We start from the raw sequence: 14,537 nt of genomic DNA, 5'->3' as shown, positions 1-14,537 counted from the left end.
CCACGCATAACACCTTGAGTTAAGCCGACCCGCGAAGCGGGTTCGGCTTGAACGAACTGTTATGCAGCCTGGGTAATAGGTAGTCCGGGCTGTCGAGGCGATCTTAGCCGAGAAAGCCAGGCGAAGAGACCATCACTGGATGGAGTGGGGGCAACGAGTGGCCCGCGCTTTTGTGGCCGAAGCCAGGGGCGCCGCCGATCCGAAAGTCCTGAAGCCTTCCTCGTGCCGGGCGGCGCCAAAGCGATGCGTCCGAAGCCGAGCGGAAACGGAACCGAGAGCGTGGACTGCCAGAGTGCGTCAAGAACCGACCAACGCCGAAGCCAGCGATGCAGCGGAAGTCGGCGCATCACCGAAGCCGACAACACCAACACGCCAGCCCACGCATAACACCGGAATTAAGCCGACCCGCGAAGCGGGTTCGGCTTGAATGATTTGTTAGGCGCGAACTGCTTGCGGAACTCAAATACGATCACGCCATACACGAGAAGATACGCTAGACGCCCCTCAATGAAGCTGGCGTCCCGGATGATCTCCATGGGACTGGCAAAGGGTAGTGACCCAAAGAACGGCAACAGCCACAACGCAAGGAAGCTGATGGGGCCAGACCACCGAAGCCGCCAGAGTTGAACAGCAGAAGCAATGCATGAGAGGCCGGCCAACAATGAGACGGGCATAACCCATGCCGGTACGCCGTCGGTTCCGACGAAACCCTCGGTTGCGAGCCAGTAAGTCATAGCGCCGGCGACCGCCAGTCCCAAAAAGATCTGGATGGTCGAGAGAGCCGCAATGGGAAAAGGAGGTGCTTTCATCGCGCCTAACACCAGAATTAAGCCGACCCGCGAAGCGGGTTCGGCTTGAATGAATTGTTAGGTGTCTTGCCGACCATGTCTCAGCCCTCGCCAACCGAAACCGATGATAAGGGCGGAGCCGATAAGCACCGCGCCATAAATTACTGCTGCCTCCATGCCGTGAGCAGTGAATCCGTACTTGCTGGATGAGAACTGCAACGATCCCGCGGTGAATGACGTTACGGCTTGGTTGAGTGCCACAAGCATAGCTGCAGAGCCGCCTGCAATGCTCACCCAGCTCCAGAATTTGCTTGAACTGCCGGTGGCATTCATAGACACCTAACGCCTGAATTAAGCCGCGCCGCGAAGCGGCGTCGGCTTGAATGAATTGTTATACGCCACGGTAGCGCCGAAGCCAGGCGACGGCAACATGTCCGAAAAGGTCGGGGAACCGATTGTCACCAGATGCAAGCCAACGCCATGGAGGGGCCAGGAACCACCCGCCGAAGTCCGGTGCGCGCCGCAGACCGAAGACGGAAATGCCAAGGAACAGGTTGGCCGAACAATGCCGGTGACCTAAAGCCACAAGCGGCGCATCACGTTGCCGGAAGAATGCGCCGCAGAGGCGACGTTGCTGAGAAGCACAACGTGAGTGAACAGCGAAGATTGAAACAAATGCCGCCCACGTATAACGCCTAGTAGACCCCATTTCGGGGTGATAGCGCGGAGTATTCAGGTGGCGAGGGCGGGGCGTCAACAATGCGGGGGGCTTTCCAATCAATACCTTGTCGGGCTTCGCAGCGCCGGCGTTGTCCTCTCTCGTCTGAAATATCACCGCGAAAACAGGGTGGTGGCTGATTAGCAGGGCGGGCATGGGGCGATAGCGCCGCCAGGCTCTGATCGGAAGATAGCGGGGTGATCAGCGGTATTGAAGGGGAATCGCGGTGATCTGGACGATCCATCGCGATACGGGGATGGGACGGGGTGGCCAGGCCGTTCAGGCGTGGATGCGTGGGGTGCACGATGGAATGTCCGCTCAATCGGTCGTTGGGGATGGCGTCGGCACATGGTGCGCGGCGAGGAATGCGCGCAGCGAGGCGGGCTTCACCGGTTTGGTGAGCAGGCGGTAGCCGCGTTCGCGGGCTTCGCGTTTCAGCTCGTCGCGGCCGTCGGCGGTGAGCAAGGCGCCAGCGATGGGTCCGGGACTGGCGGCGCGCAGGGCGTCGAGCGTGGCCAGGCCGTCGAGGCGGTCGTGCAGGTGGTAGTCCACCAGCATCACCGCCGGGCCTTGGGCGATCTTCACCAGCGCCTCATCGACGGTGGTGGCGGTGATCACGTCCACCTGCCAGCGGCCGAGCAGCGCCTGCATGCCGTCGATGATCTCGCGGTCGTTGTCCACGCACAGCACGCGCAGGCCGGCCAGCGAGTCGATGGACAGGCTGCGGCGGGATGACGCGCGGCGCTCACTGATCATCGTGCCGCGCGGCACGATGATCGAGAACATGCTGCCGCGGTCGACCGTGCTGCGGGCATCCAGTTCGTGTTGCAGCAGGCGCGAAATGCGTTGGCAGATCGACAGGCCCAGGCCCAGGCCGCGCTCGCCCCAGTCGAAGGGCTGCTGGTAGCGGTGGAATTCGTCGTAGATCTGCCGCATGTGGTTCTCGGGAATGCCCGGGCCGGTGTCCCAGACCTGCAGCGCGATCCGCTCGCCGTGCGCGCGCATGCCGATCACGATGCGACCTTCGCGCGTGTAGCGGAGCGCATTCGCCAGGAAATTCTGCAGCACGCGGCGCAACAGGCGACGGTCGCTGCGCACCGGCACGGCGCGCGCATGCACGCGCAGCTTCAGCCCGCGTCCGGCGGCGACCGGTGCGTACTGGGCTGCGAGTTCGCGCAGCAGTTCGCCGACGTCGAAATCGCTGATCTGCGTCTGCAGTCCACCGGCATCCAGGCGCGACACGTCCAGCAGGCCATCCAGCAGTTCCTCGGCTGCACGCAGCGATGCGTCCACGCGCTCGGCCAGGTGCTGGCGTTCCTGCGCTTGCGCGTCGACCCCTTGTTCGCTGTCGCGCAACGCGCTGACGAACAGGCGCGCGGCGTTGAGCGGTTGCAGCACGTCGTGGCTGATCGCGGCCAGGAAGCGCGTACGCGACTGCTGCGCATGTTCGGCCGCTTCGCTGCGCTCGGCCACGCGCTGTTCCAGCGTTTCGTTGGTTTCGAGCAGCAGCGCCTCGGCGTGCTTGAAGTCGGTGATGTCGTTGTAGCTGGTGACATAACCGCCACCCGGCAGCGGCTGGCCGCGCATCTCGATCACCTGGCCATCGGCGCGCACGCGTTCGAAGATGTGCGGCGAACCGGCGCGCATGTAACGGATGCGTTTGTTGATCTGCGCGTCGATGTCGCCGTCGCCGAGTTCGCCGCGCTCGGCGTTGTAGCGGATCAGGTCGGCGACGGGGCGGCCGACGTACAGCATGCCGTCGGGATAGCCGAACATCTGCTGGTAGCGGCGGTTCCAGGCCACCAGGCGCATGTCCGGATCGACCACGCTGACGCCGGCGCTGATGTTCTCCAGCGTGGTGGACAGGATCTCGCGGTTGAAGCGCAGTTCCTGGCCGGCCTGGTCGAGCACGGCCACCACTTCGCCCAGTTCCATGCCGGAGCCGCGCAGCACGCTGGTCAGCACGATGCGTGCGGACGCCGCACCGATCGCGGCCGCGAGCAGGCGTTCGGTGAACTGCACCCAGGCGCGGTCGGCGGGAATGTTGAGCTGCAGTTCGCGCTCCAGCAGCTGTGCCTGCTCGGCGAATGCGCGACGCGCATGGCGCTCGCCGACCACGCGCTCGGCCAGTGTGCGCAGGTCGCCAACGCGCACGCTGCCGGGCCATTCGCCGGCCACGAGTGCGGGGCGCTGCGCATAGGGATCGAGGAATGGCGCGGCGCGGAGGCGCTCGTCGACCCCGGGGCGCGAGCGCGCGGAGACGATCATCATGGCGCCGGTATTGACCAGCAGCGACCAGAACGTGCCGTGGGTCAGCGTGTCCCAGCCGCTCAGGCCGAACAGCTGTTGCGGGCGCAGCCAGCGGATGCCGAACGGACCGTCGTGCAGCCACAGCAGGTCGAACCAGCCGGCCTGCGTCATCGTCGGCAGCAGCAGCGTGTAGATCCAGGTGGCGAAGCCGAGCACCATGCCGACTTCCACGCCGCGCCGGCTGGCGCCGCGCCAGTACAGGCCGCCGATCAGGCCGGGTGCGAACTGTGCGACCGCGGCGAACGCCATCAGGCCATACGATGCCAGTGTGCTGTCGTTGCTGCTGCTGCGGTAGTACGAGTACGCCGTCAGCGCCAGCAGCAGGATCGCCACGCGGCGGATCCACAGCACGCGCGAGGCGACGTCGGCTTCGGCGTGGTGTTCGGCCCAGCCGCGCCGCAGCAGCACTGGCATGACCAGGTCGTTGCTGACCATCGTCGCCAACGCGATGCTGGCCACGATCACCATGCCGGTGGCGGCGGAGAAGCCGCCGACGTAGGCGATGATCGCCAGCGCGGTGCGGCCTTCGGCCAGCGGCAGCGCGAGCACGTAGCTGTCGTCGGCCACGCTGGTACCGCCGAACAGCGCCGCGCCGGCGGCCGCGACCGGCACCACCATCAGCGAGAACAATGCCAGGTAGCCGCCGAACAGCCAGCGTGCCTTGCGGATGTCGCCCACGTCGCTGCATTCCACCACCGCCACGTGGAACTGGCGCGGCAGGCAGACGATGGCGAGGAAGCCGAGCAGCGTCTGCGCGATGAAGCCGACCGGCGGCGCGTTCTCGAACAGCGTGCGCGCCGAATCGGTGACGCGGAAGGCGTTGTCGTCCAGCCACAGGTAGGCGAACACGCCCACCGCGATCATCGCCACCAGCTTGACCACCGATTCCAGCGAGATCGCCAGCATCATGCCGTGGTGGTGTTCGGTGGCGTCCACCTGGCGCGTGCCGAACAGCGCGGCGAACAGCGCCATCAGCAGCGCCACGTACAGCGCGGGATCGGTGAAGAAGCCGTGCGTGCTGTCGCCGCCGTCGCCGCTGAGCACGCTCAGGCTCATCGCCACGGCCTTGTATTGCAGTGCCAGGTACGGCACCACGCCGATCAGCGCGATCACCGTGACCAGCGCGGCCAGCCGGCGCGAGCGGCCGTAGCGCGAGGAGATGAAGTCGGCGATGGAGACGGTGTTCTCGCTGCGCGCGATCAGCGCCAGCCGCTCGATGATGCGCCAGCCGAACAGCAGCAGCAGGACCGGGCCGAGGTAGATCGGCAGGTAGCCCAGGCCGTTGCGCACCGCGCTGCCGACCGCGCCGTAGAACGTCCACGACGAGCAATACACCGCCAGTGCCAGGCTGTAGACGACGGGGCGCAGCCAGGGGCGGTCGGGGTACATGGGGCGGCGGTCGCCCCACCACGCCACGCCGAACAGCAGCGCGGCATAGCCGACCGACACCAGCAGCAGGATCCAGCTCGAAACCAACGCCCTCTCCCGGCGCTCAACCCGTCGCCGAGTGTACCGGCTGCCGCGTGCCGCAACGGTGGGTCAGGGCGCCGGAATCGCCAGCAGTTCGCGCACGGCGGTTTCGGCCTGGCCGCGCAGCTCGGGGATGGCGATGCTCTCCCACACGCAGCCGATGCGCAGGCTGCCGAGGATGAACACGCGCGGCTGCGCGTGGCCCTCGGTATCGACCATGCGGCCGTCGCGCGCCGCCTTCAGGCCGATGCCGTGGGGTCCCGGTTGCGCGTTGCCCTTGCCGAGCAGGTCGTGCAGCAGCGGATTGCGCATGGTCTGCGCGCGCATCTCCACGCCGGTGGCGTTGACCACGTAGTCGACGTCGAACTCGTCGGTGCGGCCATCGCGCGTGTGCGTGGTCACGCGCAGGCGGCGACCTTCGTCCATCACCGTATCCAGGCGGCCGCGATGCAGGCGCAACTGGCCCCGGTCGAGCAGGGCCTGCAACGTGGCGTGCACCTCCGGCGCGATGCGGTGGCGATGCACGTCCCACTGGCGCACGACGTGGCGCAGGAAGCGGCGCTGGTCGGTGATCGACAGCGATTGCCACAGCGCCTGTCCGTGCGGACGGATGCGCTCCATCGCCGCCTGCCACGGCAGGCCGTCGGCGACGGCCTGCTTCGCGGCGGCGCGCAGGAAGCGCATGCGGCCGCGAAGATCCATCGCCTGCAATGGCGCAGCGTCGAATGTCGCCGCACCGCCGTGGCAATGCGGCAGCGGCAGCAGGGCGTGCCGCGACAGCACGTGGATCGTGCCGGTGTGGCCGTTGCTGGCCAGGCTGAGCACGGTATCGACCATGCTCAGGCCGGAGCCGACGATGCAGAGTTCGGCATCGACCGGCATCGCTTTCACCGCATCGAAATCCCATGCCGCCAGCGACCTGCCTTCCGGCAATTGCGGCGCGCCACGCGCCGGCAGCGGCTTCGGCGTGTTGCCGACGGCGAGCACGACGCCCCTGGCCTCGAGCGGCCCGTGTCCCGTCAAGTGCAGCGTGGCGCCGTCGCCGCGCGCGTCGAGTTCGGAGACGCTGTCCTGCACGACCTGCAGCGACGCGGGACTGGCGGCAATGGCCTCCTGCAGGCGCGTGCGCAGGTAGTCGCCATAACGTCGGCGTTCGATGAAAGCATGCGCCAGCGTCTCGCGGTCGGGACCGCCAACCGGTGTGGTGGCGACGACGTAGTCGAGGAAATCCGCGGGACGGTCGTCGAACGCGCTCATGCGCGCGGCAGGTACGTTGAGCACATGCTCGCCATGCGTCGTCGCATAGGCGACGCCCTGCGCCAGCACGTCGCGCGGTTCGATCATCACGATGCGCAGCGGCGTGGTGGCCAGGCGCAGCGCCTGCATGGCCGCCAGTACGCCACCGGCGCCGCCGCCGATGATCGCGAGGTCGCAGGGCGGCAGGGGCGTGGTGGTCACGTCGGTCATGCCGCCATTGTAGGCGAACGGGCGGTGGCGCCTCCTGCGACGGGATGCCGCTACATCAGCGAATCGGCCAGCCGCGCAACGCCTTCGCGGCTGCGCTGCCAGCCGGGGCGCCGGCGCCAGGCGTCGCCGTCGACATGGTCCGCGTGCGCCAGGTAGTCGGCCTCGATCGCGCGGATGCGCGCGACCACGCCGGCGTCGTAGCAGACCAGGCCGATCTCCGCGTTGAGCGCGAACGAGCGGATGTCGAGGTTGATCGAGCCGACCAGCGCGATGCTGTCGTCCACCGTCAGGTGCTTGGCATGCAGGAAGTACGGCCGGTAGAGCGCGATCTTCACCCCGCAGGCCAGCAGTTCCTCGTAGTACGACTGCTGCGCCCACGCGGTCAGCGTCTGGTTGTTGGTGGCCGACAGCACCAGTTGCACATCCACGCCGGACAGCGCCGCGATGCGCAGCGCGCTGAGGGTGGCGTCGTCGGGCACGAAGTACGGCGTGGTCAACACGACCTTGCGGCGCGCCAGGTGGATCAGCGCGTTGACGGTGTCGCGCGCGTTTTCGAACGGATACGCCGGTCCGCTCGGCAGCAACTGGGCGGCGACGTCCTGTGCCTGCACGCCGAGGTCCGGCTGCACGTCGAGCCGCTCGCCCGTCTCGATGTACCAGTCGCTGGCGAATACGCCTTCCAGGTGCGACACCGCCGGCCCCTGCACGCGCGCGACCAGTTCGCGGTTGGGATGCCCGGGTACGAACGTCGCGTTGGCCAGGTTCTGCGAACCGACATAGCCGACGCGGTTGTCGAGCACGGCGACCTTGCGGTGGTTGCGCAGGTCCATGCGCCCGCTGCGCCGCCACTGCAGGCCGCCCGGCAGCATGGCATGCACCTGCACGCCCGCCTTGCGCAGGCGCGCAGCGTAGGCACGCAGGCCGCGCTTGGCACCGACGGCGTCGAGCAGCAGGCGGCAGGTCACGCCACGCGTGGCGGCGCGGCAAAGCGCCGCGGTGACGGCTTCGCCTACCGCATCGTCGAACATCAGGTAGTACAGCAGGTGTACCTGCTGCGAAGCGGCGTCGATGTCGTCGAGCAGGGCGCGCAGCGAGGCGTCGTAATCGTCCAGCAGCGCCACCGCATTGCCGTGCGTCGGCATGAAGGCGCCCTGGCGTTCGATCAGCGGGGCCATTTCGGCGGCGGCGCCGTCGTGCGGGGTCCAGCGCAGCGCGCTGAGCGGGCGCTGCTCTTCGCGGATCAGGTCGGAGGCGCGCGCCTGCCGCTCGATGCGCTCACGCGACAGCCATGGATGCCCGAGCAGCAGGTACAGCGGCAGGCCCAGCAGCGGCACGAAACCGACCAGCAGCAGCCAGCTGCGCGCCGCCGCCGGCGAGGTGCGGCTGGGAATCCACCACAGCGCCGCCAGCCGGATCAGCCAATCGACGATCAGCAGAGCGGTGCCGTAGGACCAGTCCATGCGGTGCGTCCGTTGGAGGGGGATGGGTCGATTCTGCTGGTGCGGGCGGGTAAAAGAAAACCCGAGCCGGTGTGTCCTTCTCCCCGCAAAGCGGGGAGAAGGTGCCCGAAGGGCGGATGAGGGGCAGCTTTTTTGCGTTTCGTCGAAGTCCAAAAGCAAGAAACCCCGCCGAGGCGGGGTTTCCTGTAAGGCACTGGATGACCAGCCATTCGGCTGTTGAAAAGCGTTTCCCGCCTGCGCGGGGATGACCTAGCGGCAAAGGCGTTCGCTGTGCGAACGCGCCGCTAGGTCACTTGATCTTGCCTTCCTTGTAGATCACGTGCTTGCGCACGACCGGGTCGTACTTCTTGATTTCCATCTTGCCCGGGGTGTTCTTCTTGTTCTTGTCCGTCGTGTAGAAGTGGCCGGTGTTGGCCGAGGAGATCAGACGGATCTTGTCGCGCTTGGATGCCATGGTCGGTTACTCCTCAGATCTTCTCGCCGCGCGCACGCAGCTCGGCCAGGACGGAGTCGATGCCGTTCTTGTCGATGGTGCGCAGCGCGTGCGCGGAAACTTTCAGCTTGATCCAGCGGTTTTCGCTGGCGACCCAGAAGCGGCGCTCGTGCAGGTTGGGCAGGAAACGACGACGGGTCTTGTTGTTGGCGTGGCTGACGTTGTTACCCGTCATCACACGCTTGCCGGTCACTTGGCATACGCGGGACATACGCACCTCGATAAGTAATTGTGTCGCCCGTAGCCCGGGAAACGGCGGCCCGGCGAACGTCCTGCGGACAGGTCGGACACCACGCGATACGGCAGGAAAACCGCTGCTGACCCAAGCCGGAATCGCGCTTCCGGCCGCAGATCCGGTCATGCCGGACGCAGCGAGCCGCGCATTATGCCGAGGTTTCCCTTGCCCTGCAAGCACTTAGGGCGGATCGGGCGCCAGATCGCCGGGTCGGCGATGGGGTGGGCGGAGGCCCACCCTGCGGCGTAGGTCGGGCCTTGGCCCGACATCGCGGGCTTTCGGGGACCGGAAGGCCGGACGGGCAAGGTGGGCCGAGGCCCACCCTACGGGATCACGGCGCGGCGGCGGCGGGCTTGGCCGGGGCGGCCTTGCTCTCGGCGATGAAGGCGCGGATCTGGCTTTCCAGTACCGGCAGGGTCACCGAGCCCTGCTTCAGCACGGCGTCGTGGAAGGCCTTGAGGTCGAACTTCGCGCCCAGCGCCTGCTCGGCCTCGCCGCGCAGGCGAACGATGGCGATCTCGCCCAGCTTGTAGCTCAGCGCCTGGGCCGGCCAGGAGATATAGCGGTCCACCTCGGTGGTGACCTCGTGCTCGGACAGGGCGGTGTGGTCGCGCAGGTAGGCCAGGGCCTGGTCGCGGGTCCAGCCCTTGTGGTGCACGCCGGTGTCGATGACCAGGCGCGTGGCGCGCCACATCTCGTAGGTCAGGCGCCCGAAGTCCTCGTACGGCGTCTCGTAGATGCCCATCTCCTTGCCGAGCTTCTCGGTGTACAGCGCCCAGCCTTCGCCGTAGGCGGAGATGTAGTTCTCGCGGCGGAATGCCGGCTGCTCGCCCTGCTCCTGCGCCAGCGCGGCCTGCAGCGAATGGCCGGGCGAGGACTCATGCAGGGTCAGTGCCGGCAGGTTGTACAGCGGGCGCGAGGGCAGGTCGTAGGTGTTCAGCCAGTAGGTACCCAGGCCGCCGCGACCGGCGGTCCAGAACGGGGCGATGTCGGCCGGTACCTCGACGATGGTGAAGCGCCCGCGCGGCAACGTGCCGATGACCTTGCCGACCTCGCCGTCCACGCGCTTGGAAATCCACGCGGCGCGGTCGAGCAATTGTTGCGGCGTCTTCGCGTAGAACTGCGGGTCGGTGCGCAGGAAGGTCAGGAACTCGGCAAAGCTTCCCTTGAAGCCGGTCTGCTTGATGACCTCCCGCATCTCGGCCTGTATGCGGGCCACTTCTTTCAGGCCGATCTGGTGGATCTGCTCGGCGCTGAGGTCCAGCGTGGTGTATTCGCGGATCTGCTGCGCGTAGAAATCCTTGCCTCCCGGCATCGCCTCGGCGGCCAGCGTGGTGCGCGCCTGCGGCACGTACTCGCTGCGGAAGAACGTCAGCAGCGTGCCGAACGCCGGCACCACCTGTTCGCCGATCGCTGCGCGGACTTCCTTGCGCAGCGCTTCCTGTTCGGCGGCCGGGATGCTCGCCGGCATTTTCCTGTAGGGCGCATAGAACGTGGACTGTTCGGGATCCTTCAGGTCCGCGACCGCGGCGATCGACACGTCGCGCCCGTCCAGCACCGCGCGCGGCACGGTGAAGCCGCGCTTCAGGCCGCTGCGCATGTTGGCGATGTGCTGGTCGAAGTAGCGCGGCACGTCGCGCAGTCGCGCGGCATAGGCGCGGTAGTCGTTCGCCGTCTTCATCGGCCGGCGCGCCATGAACGACAGGTTCGACCAGAACGACGAGTCGGAATTGAACGGCATCTCGTACGCACCCAGGCGCACTTCGTCTGCCAGGTTCTCGACCTGCGGGCGGTAGATCGCCAGGTTGATGCGGTTCTCCGGCGACAGCGCGGTCGCGTCGATGCCGTCGAGGTCCTTCAGCACCTGCTCCCACACCTTCAGCCGGGCTTGCTGCGCGTCGGCGCCGACATCCGGCAGGCGCCGCTTGTCGCCGCTGGTGTCGGTGTCCTCGTCGGCCTGGCCGGTCTGTTCCTGCCGCCACTTCCATTCCTTCTCGTACAGCACCTGGAAGCGCTTGTCGGCGTCGGAGGGGGCGAAGGCGAGTGCGGGCAGCGGTGCACAGGCGAGCAGCAGGGCGGCGATGCGGAGGTTCAAGGCGGGCATCCGGTGGAAACGGAAACCGGATGGTAATGCAGGGGCGCGATCGGTGCTTTTCTGTAGGAGCGACGTAAGTCGCGACCGCGGGGCATCAACGCCGGGATACCTTTATCGACCACGACGGTGCGTGCGATACGCCCGCTTTTATTGCGTGTCTGGACTGGTTCGGCAGCGGGAGGCGTGGGGTCGCGACTTACGTCGCTCCTACAGGAAAGCGCGGGCCTCAGCCCTTCGGGCGCAGCCGCTCGAGCACGCCGTCCAGCGTGTCCAGGTCGGTGTACTGGATGATCAGCTTGCCCTTGCCGCCGCGGCCATGCGCGATGGTGACGCGGGTGCCGAGGGTTTCGGACAGCTCGGTTTCCAGCGAGGCGATGTCGGGCTGCGGCGCGGCCTTCACCGGCTTGGCCTTCTTGCCGGTGACCGGCACCTTGCCGGCGGCGAACTGCTGCGCGCGATGTTCGACTTCGCGCACCGACCAGCCCTGTTCGGCGGCGTCGGAGGCCAGCTTGCTGGCCAGCTCCGGCGACAGCGTCAGCAGGGCGCGCGCATGGCCCATTTCCAGCCGGCGCGCTTCCAGCAGGGCGCGGATCGCCGGCGGCAGTTCCAGCAGGCGCAGCAGGTTGGACACGGCGGCGCGTGAGCGGCCGACGGCCTCCGCCGCTTCGGCGTGGGTCAGTGCGAATTCGTTGATCAGGCGCTGCAGCGACTGCGCCTCTTCCAGCGGGTTGAGGTCTTCGCGCTGGATGTTCTCGATCAGCGCCATCGCGATGACGGTGCGGTCGTCCAGTTCGCGCACGACCACCGGCACTTCGGCCAGGCCGGCTTCCTGCGACGCGCGCCAGCGGCGTTCGCCGGCGACGATCTCGAACTTGCCGGGCGACAGCTCGCGCACCACGATCGGCTGGATCACGCCCTGCGCCTTGATCGATTCCGCCAGCTCGGTGAGCTTGGAGGCATCCATGTGCAGGCGCGGCTGGTACTTGCCCGGCTGCAGGTGCGCGACCGGCAGCGTGCGCAGCGCTTCTCCAGGCTGCGCTTCCGGCGGTGGCGTCTCGGCGGCCTTCGGGCCGAGCAGGGCTTCCAGTCCGCGACCCAGGCCGCGCTTCTTCGGGGCGCTCATCACGCGTGCTCCATTCGCTGCTGTTGCTTCTTGCGGTCGGCCGCGCGGCGCAGGATCTCGCCGGCCAGGCCCAGGTAGGCGACGCCGCCGCGCGAGGCGCGGTCGTAGCCCACGATGCTCTGTCCGTGGCTGGGCGCTTCGGCCACGCGCACGTTGCGCGGCACGATGGTGCGGAACACCTTGTCGCCGAAGTGCGTGGTCAGTTCGCCCGACACGGCGTTGGCCAGGTTGTTGCGGATGTCGAACATGGTGCGCAGCACGCCTTCGATCTCCAGGCCGGGATTCAGGCGCGCGCGCAGCGCATCGATGGTTTCCATCAGGGCCGACAGGCCTTCCAGCGCGTAGTACTCGCACTGCATCGGGACCAGCACCGAGTCGGCGGCGGTCAGTGCGTTGAGCGTCAGCAGCGACAGTGCCGGCGGGCAGTCGATGATGATGAAGTCGTAATCGCCGCGGATCGGCTGCAGCGCGGTCTTCAGGCGCTGCTCGCGGCCTTCCACGTCCATCAGCTGGATCTCGGCGGCGGTCAGGTCGATGTTGCCCGGCATCAGGTCGAAGCCTTCGGCGGTGGTCACCACCGCGGCCTTCGCCTCCACTTCGCCCAGCAGCACGTCGCAGGTGGAGGCCTCCACCTCGCGCTTGTCCACGCCGCTGCCCATCGTCGCGTTGCCCTGCGCATCCAGGTCGACCAGCAGCACCCGCTGCGGCGCGCGCGCCAGCGCGGCGGCCAGGTTCACGGCGGTGGTCGTCTTGCCGACTCCGCCTTTCTGGTTGGCGACGGCGATGATGCGGGCCATGCGAGGGCGCCTTATCGGATACGGGGGTGAAGGGGGATTATGCGGGGTCGGGCGTGGCCGTGCGAAATCAAAGGTACGCACATCGCGGCGATGCCCGGTCATGGGGTCGCATGGACCCGCACGACCAGGCAGGTGCGGCCAGTCTTTTCAACGGCTTACGTGCGGCTCCTGCGCCGGCGATGCCGCTCAGTCGCGACGCACGATGACCATGTGGCGCTCGCCGACCAGGCCCGGGACGGCCAACGCATGCAGCCCGGCCGACGACCAGCCGGCCGGCAGGGCCGCGATCTCGTCGTCCGGTCGCACGCCCTTCATCGCCAGCAGCGTGCCGCCGGGTTTCAGCAGGTGGCCACCGACCTCGATGATGCCGGCCAGCACGTCGAGCGCACGCGCGGTGAGCGCGTCGTATGCCTGCGGTTCGTCCAGCGCTTCCGCGCGCGATTCGGCCACGCGGGCGTTGTCGAGTTTCAGCGTGCGCACGGCTTCGCGCAGGAAACGCGCCTTCTTGCCGTTGCTCTCCACCAGCGTCACGCGCAGGCCGGGCTTGGCGATCGCCAGCGGAATGCCGGGCAGGCCGGGACCGGTGCCGAGGTCCGCCAGCGCGCCACCGCGGGCAGCGAGTCCGTCGACGAACGGATGCATCGCCAACGAATCCAGCAGGTGGCGCGTGACCATCTCGCGCGGGTCGCGGATGGCGGTGAGGTTGTACGTCCTGTTCCAGCGATCGAGCAGCGCCAGGTAGGCGAGCAGGCGCGGCGACAGCGCATCGGCATCCAGGCCGAGGGCGGACAGTCCACGGTGCAGCGTGTCGCGCAGGTCGGCGGGCAAGGCGGTGTCGTTCATGCCGACATTATCGCAGGCCGCCACGCCGTGCCGCGCGGATGCCACGCCAGCGCAGCGCGGTAATCGCCGTGCGGCGCCCACTCGTGCAGGTGCCAGTCGTCCACGCGACCCAGTGCCGGATCGCACCACGCCAGTCGCGCGCCGTCGTCGTCGAGCCGGACATGGAACCGGTGCAGGCCGAACGAGATGCCCTGGCCGTGCGCCTTCAGGATCGCTTCCTTGGCGCACCACAGCCGCACGAAGGCGAGCATGCGTGCGTCGTCGCCGGCGAGCGACCGCAGCCAGGCGGTCTCGTCGGGATGGTAGAAGCGCCGTGCCAGTTCCATGGCGCGTGGGCGCGGGCGCAGCTTCTCCACATCGACGCCCAGTTCGACGTCCTCGCCCAGCGCCAGCAGCAGCGCCTCGCCACTGTGGCTCCAGCCGGTTTCCAGCCGGTGCAGCGGCGCGATGAAGTGGGGACGTCCCTGCGGATCGCGGGTGATCGGCAGCGCATGCGGCGCGATGTCCAGCACGCGGGCGAGGTGCTCGCGTGCCGCAGGCTCCCCGCGCTGCCGCGGCGCATGCGGCAGCAGCCACAGCGCGATGCCGTCGTGCCGCCAGTGCGCGGCGGCGTCCCGCCAGCTCACCGTTCCACTTCCATGCCGTGGTGCGGCACAGCGTGCAAGCCCGCGGCGATGGCGCTATCAAACACGGGCACGGAGGCTTCCCCCACGGAGTTAACGACGGTTTCACGCAGTG

At 67.8% G+C, this 14,537-nt stretch carries 11 protein-coding genes; all 11 read right to left on the bottom strand.

The genetic code is table 11. The annotated features are described in order from the left end of the window. Positions 1–395 precede the first annotated feature (395 nt). Positions 396–809 (bottom strand): hypothetical protein, encoded by a 414-nt coding sequence (locus V7060_RS10165; RefSeq protein WP_334179113.1) that lies wholly within the window; start codon positions 807–809, stop codon positions 396–398. Between the two features lie 1,015 nt (positions 810–1,824). Beyond that, the gene (locus V7060_RS10160) at positions 1,825–5,292 is read right to left on the bottom strand and encodes a PAS domain-containing hybrid sensor histidine kinase/response regulator (RefSeq protein WP_334179112.1); all 3,468 of its coding nucleotides are present in this window, start codon (positions 5,290–5,292) and stop codon (positions 1,825–1,827) included. Between the two features lie 63 nt (positions 5,293–5,355). Then, complete coding sequence (locus V7060_RS10155; protein ID WP_334179111.1) at positions 5,356–6,753, bottom strand: FAD/NAD(P)-binding protein; 1,398 nt, start codon at positions 6,751–6,753, stop codon at positions 5,356–5,358. Positions 6,754–6,803: 50 nt separating this feature from the next. After that, a complete protein-coding gene (gene cls / locus V7060_RS10150; protein WP_334179110.1) occupies positions 6,804–8,213 on the bottom strand; it encodes a cardiolipin synthase in 1,410 nt (469 codons plus the stop codon). A gap of 289 nt (positions 8,214–8,502) precedes the next feature. Beyond that, positions 8,503–8,667, bottom strand: coding sequence for a 50S ribosomal protein L33 (rpmG, locus tag V7060_RS10145; protein WP_027070918.1), 165 nt, complete (start codon positions 8,665–8,667; stop codon positions 8,503–8,505). A gap of 13 nt (positions 8,668–8,680) precedes the next feature. Further along, a complete protein-coding gene (gene rpmB, locus V7060_RS10140) occupies positions 8,681–8,917 on the bottom strand; it encodes a 50S ribosomal protein L28 (RefSeq protein ID WP_062351567.1) in 237 nt (78 codons plus the stop codon). 355 nt (positions 8,918–9,272) lie between these two features. After that, positions 9,273–11,045: a DUF885 family protein gene (locus tag V7060_RS10135; protein WP_334179109.1), complete on the bottom strand. Its 1,773-nt coding sequence runs from the start codon at positions 11,043–11,045 to the stop codon at positions 9,273–9,275. Between the two features lie 217 nt (positions 11,046–11,262). Continuing rightward, positions 11,263–12,159 (bottom strand): ParB/RepB/Spo0J family partition protein, encoded by an 897-nt coding sequence (locus V7060_RS10130; RefSeq protein WP_334179108.1) that lies wholly within the window; start codon positions 12,157–12,159, stop codon positions 11,263–11,265. Beyond that, complete coding sequence (locus V7060_RS10125; RefSeq protein WP_334179107.1) at positions 12,159–12,956, bottom strand: AAA family ATPase; 798 nt, start codon at positions 12,954–12,956, stop codon at positions 12,159–12,161. Before V7060_RS10125 ends, V7060_RS10130 begins: the two co-directional genes overlap by 1 nt. Positions 12,957–13,142: 186 nt before the next feature. Continuing rightward, positions 13,143–13,799, bottom strand: coding sequence for a 16S rRNA (guanine(527)-N(7))-methyltransferase RsmG (gene rsmG / locus V7060_RS10120; RefSeq protein ID WP_334179106.1), 657 nt, complete (start codon positions 13,797–13,799; stop codon positions 13,143–13,145). Continuing rightward, positions 13,796–14,425, bottom strand: coding sequence for a 4'-phosphopantetheinyl transferase superfamily protein (locus tag V7060_RS10115; protein WP_334179105.1), 630 nt, complete (start codon positions 14,423–14,425; stop codon positions 13,796–13,798). The genes rsmG and V7060_RS10115 overlap by 4 nt, the downstream gene beginning before the upstream one ends. Positions 14,426–14,537 lie beyond the last annotated feature (112 nt).

Origin of the sequence: Pseudoxanthomonas sp., assembly GCF_036845285.1 — a bacterium.
Taxonomy (GTDB): domain Bacteria; phylum Pseudomonadota; class Gammaproteobacteria; order Xanthomonadales; family Xanthomonadaceae; genus Pseudoxanthomonas_A.
The sequence above is the reverse complement of the archived record's forward strand: the minus strand, read 5'-3'. Positions and strand labels throughout refer to the sequence as shown.

Bases quoted from the DNA above. Each gene is read 5' to 3' on its own strand.
- V7060_RS10165 (WP_334179113.1), bottom strand. From the start codon at position 809: ATGAAAGCACCTCCTTTTCCCATTGCGGCTCTCTCGACCATCCAGATC.
- V7060_RS10155 (WP_334179111.1), bottom strand. From the start codon at position 6,753: ATGACCGACGTGACCACCACGCCCCTGCCGCCCTGCGACCTCGCGATC.
- cls (WP_334179110.1), bottom strand. From the start codon at position 8,213: ATGGACTGGTCCTACGGCACCGCTCTGCTGATCGTCGATTGGCTGATC.
- rpmG (WP_027070918.1), bottom strand. From the start codon at position 8,667: ATGGCATCCAAGCGCGACAAGATCCGTCTGATCTCCTCGGCCAACACC.
- rpmB (WP_062351567.1), bottom strand. From the start codon at position 8,917: ATGTCCCGCGTATGCCAAGTGACCGGCAAGCGTGTGATGACGGGTAAC.
- V7060_RS10135 (WP_334179109.1), bottom strand. From the start codon at position 11,045: ATGCCCGCCTTGAACCTCCGCATCGCCGCCCTGCTGCTCGCCTGTGCA.
- V7060_RS10130 (WP_334179108.1), bottom strand. From the start codon at position 12,159: ATGAGCGCCCCGAAGAAGCGCGGCCTGGGTCGCGGACTGGAAGCCCTG.
- V7060_RS10125 (WP_334179107.1), bottom strand. From the start codon at position 12,956: ATGGCCCGCATCATCGCCGTCGCCAACCAGAAAGGCGGAGTCGGCAAG.
- rsmG (WP_334179106.1), bottom strand. From the start codon at position 13,799: ATGAACGACACCGCCTTGCCCGCCGACCTGCGCGACACGCTGCACCGT.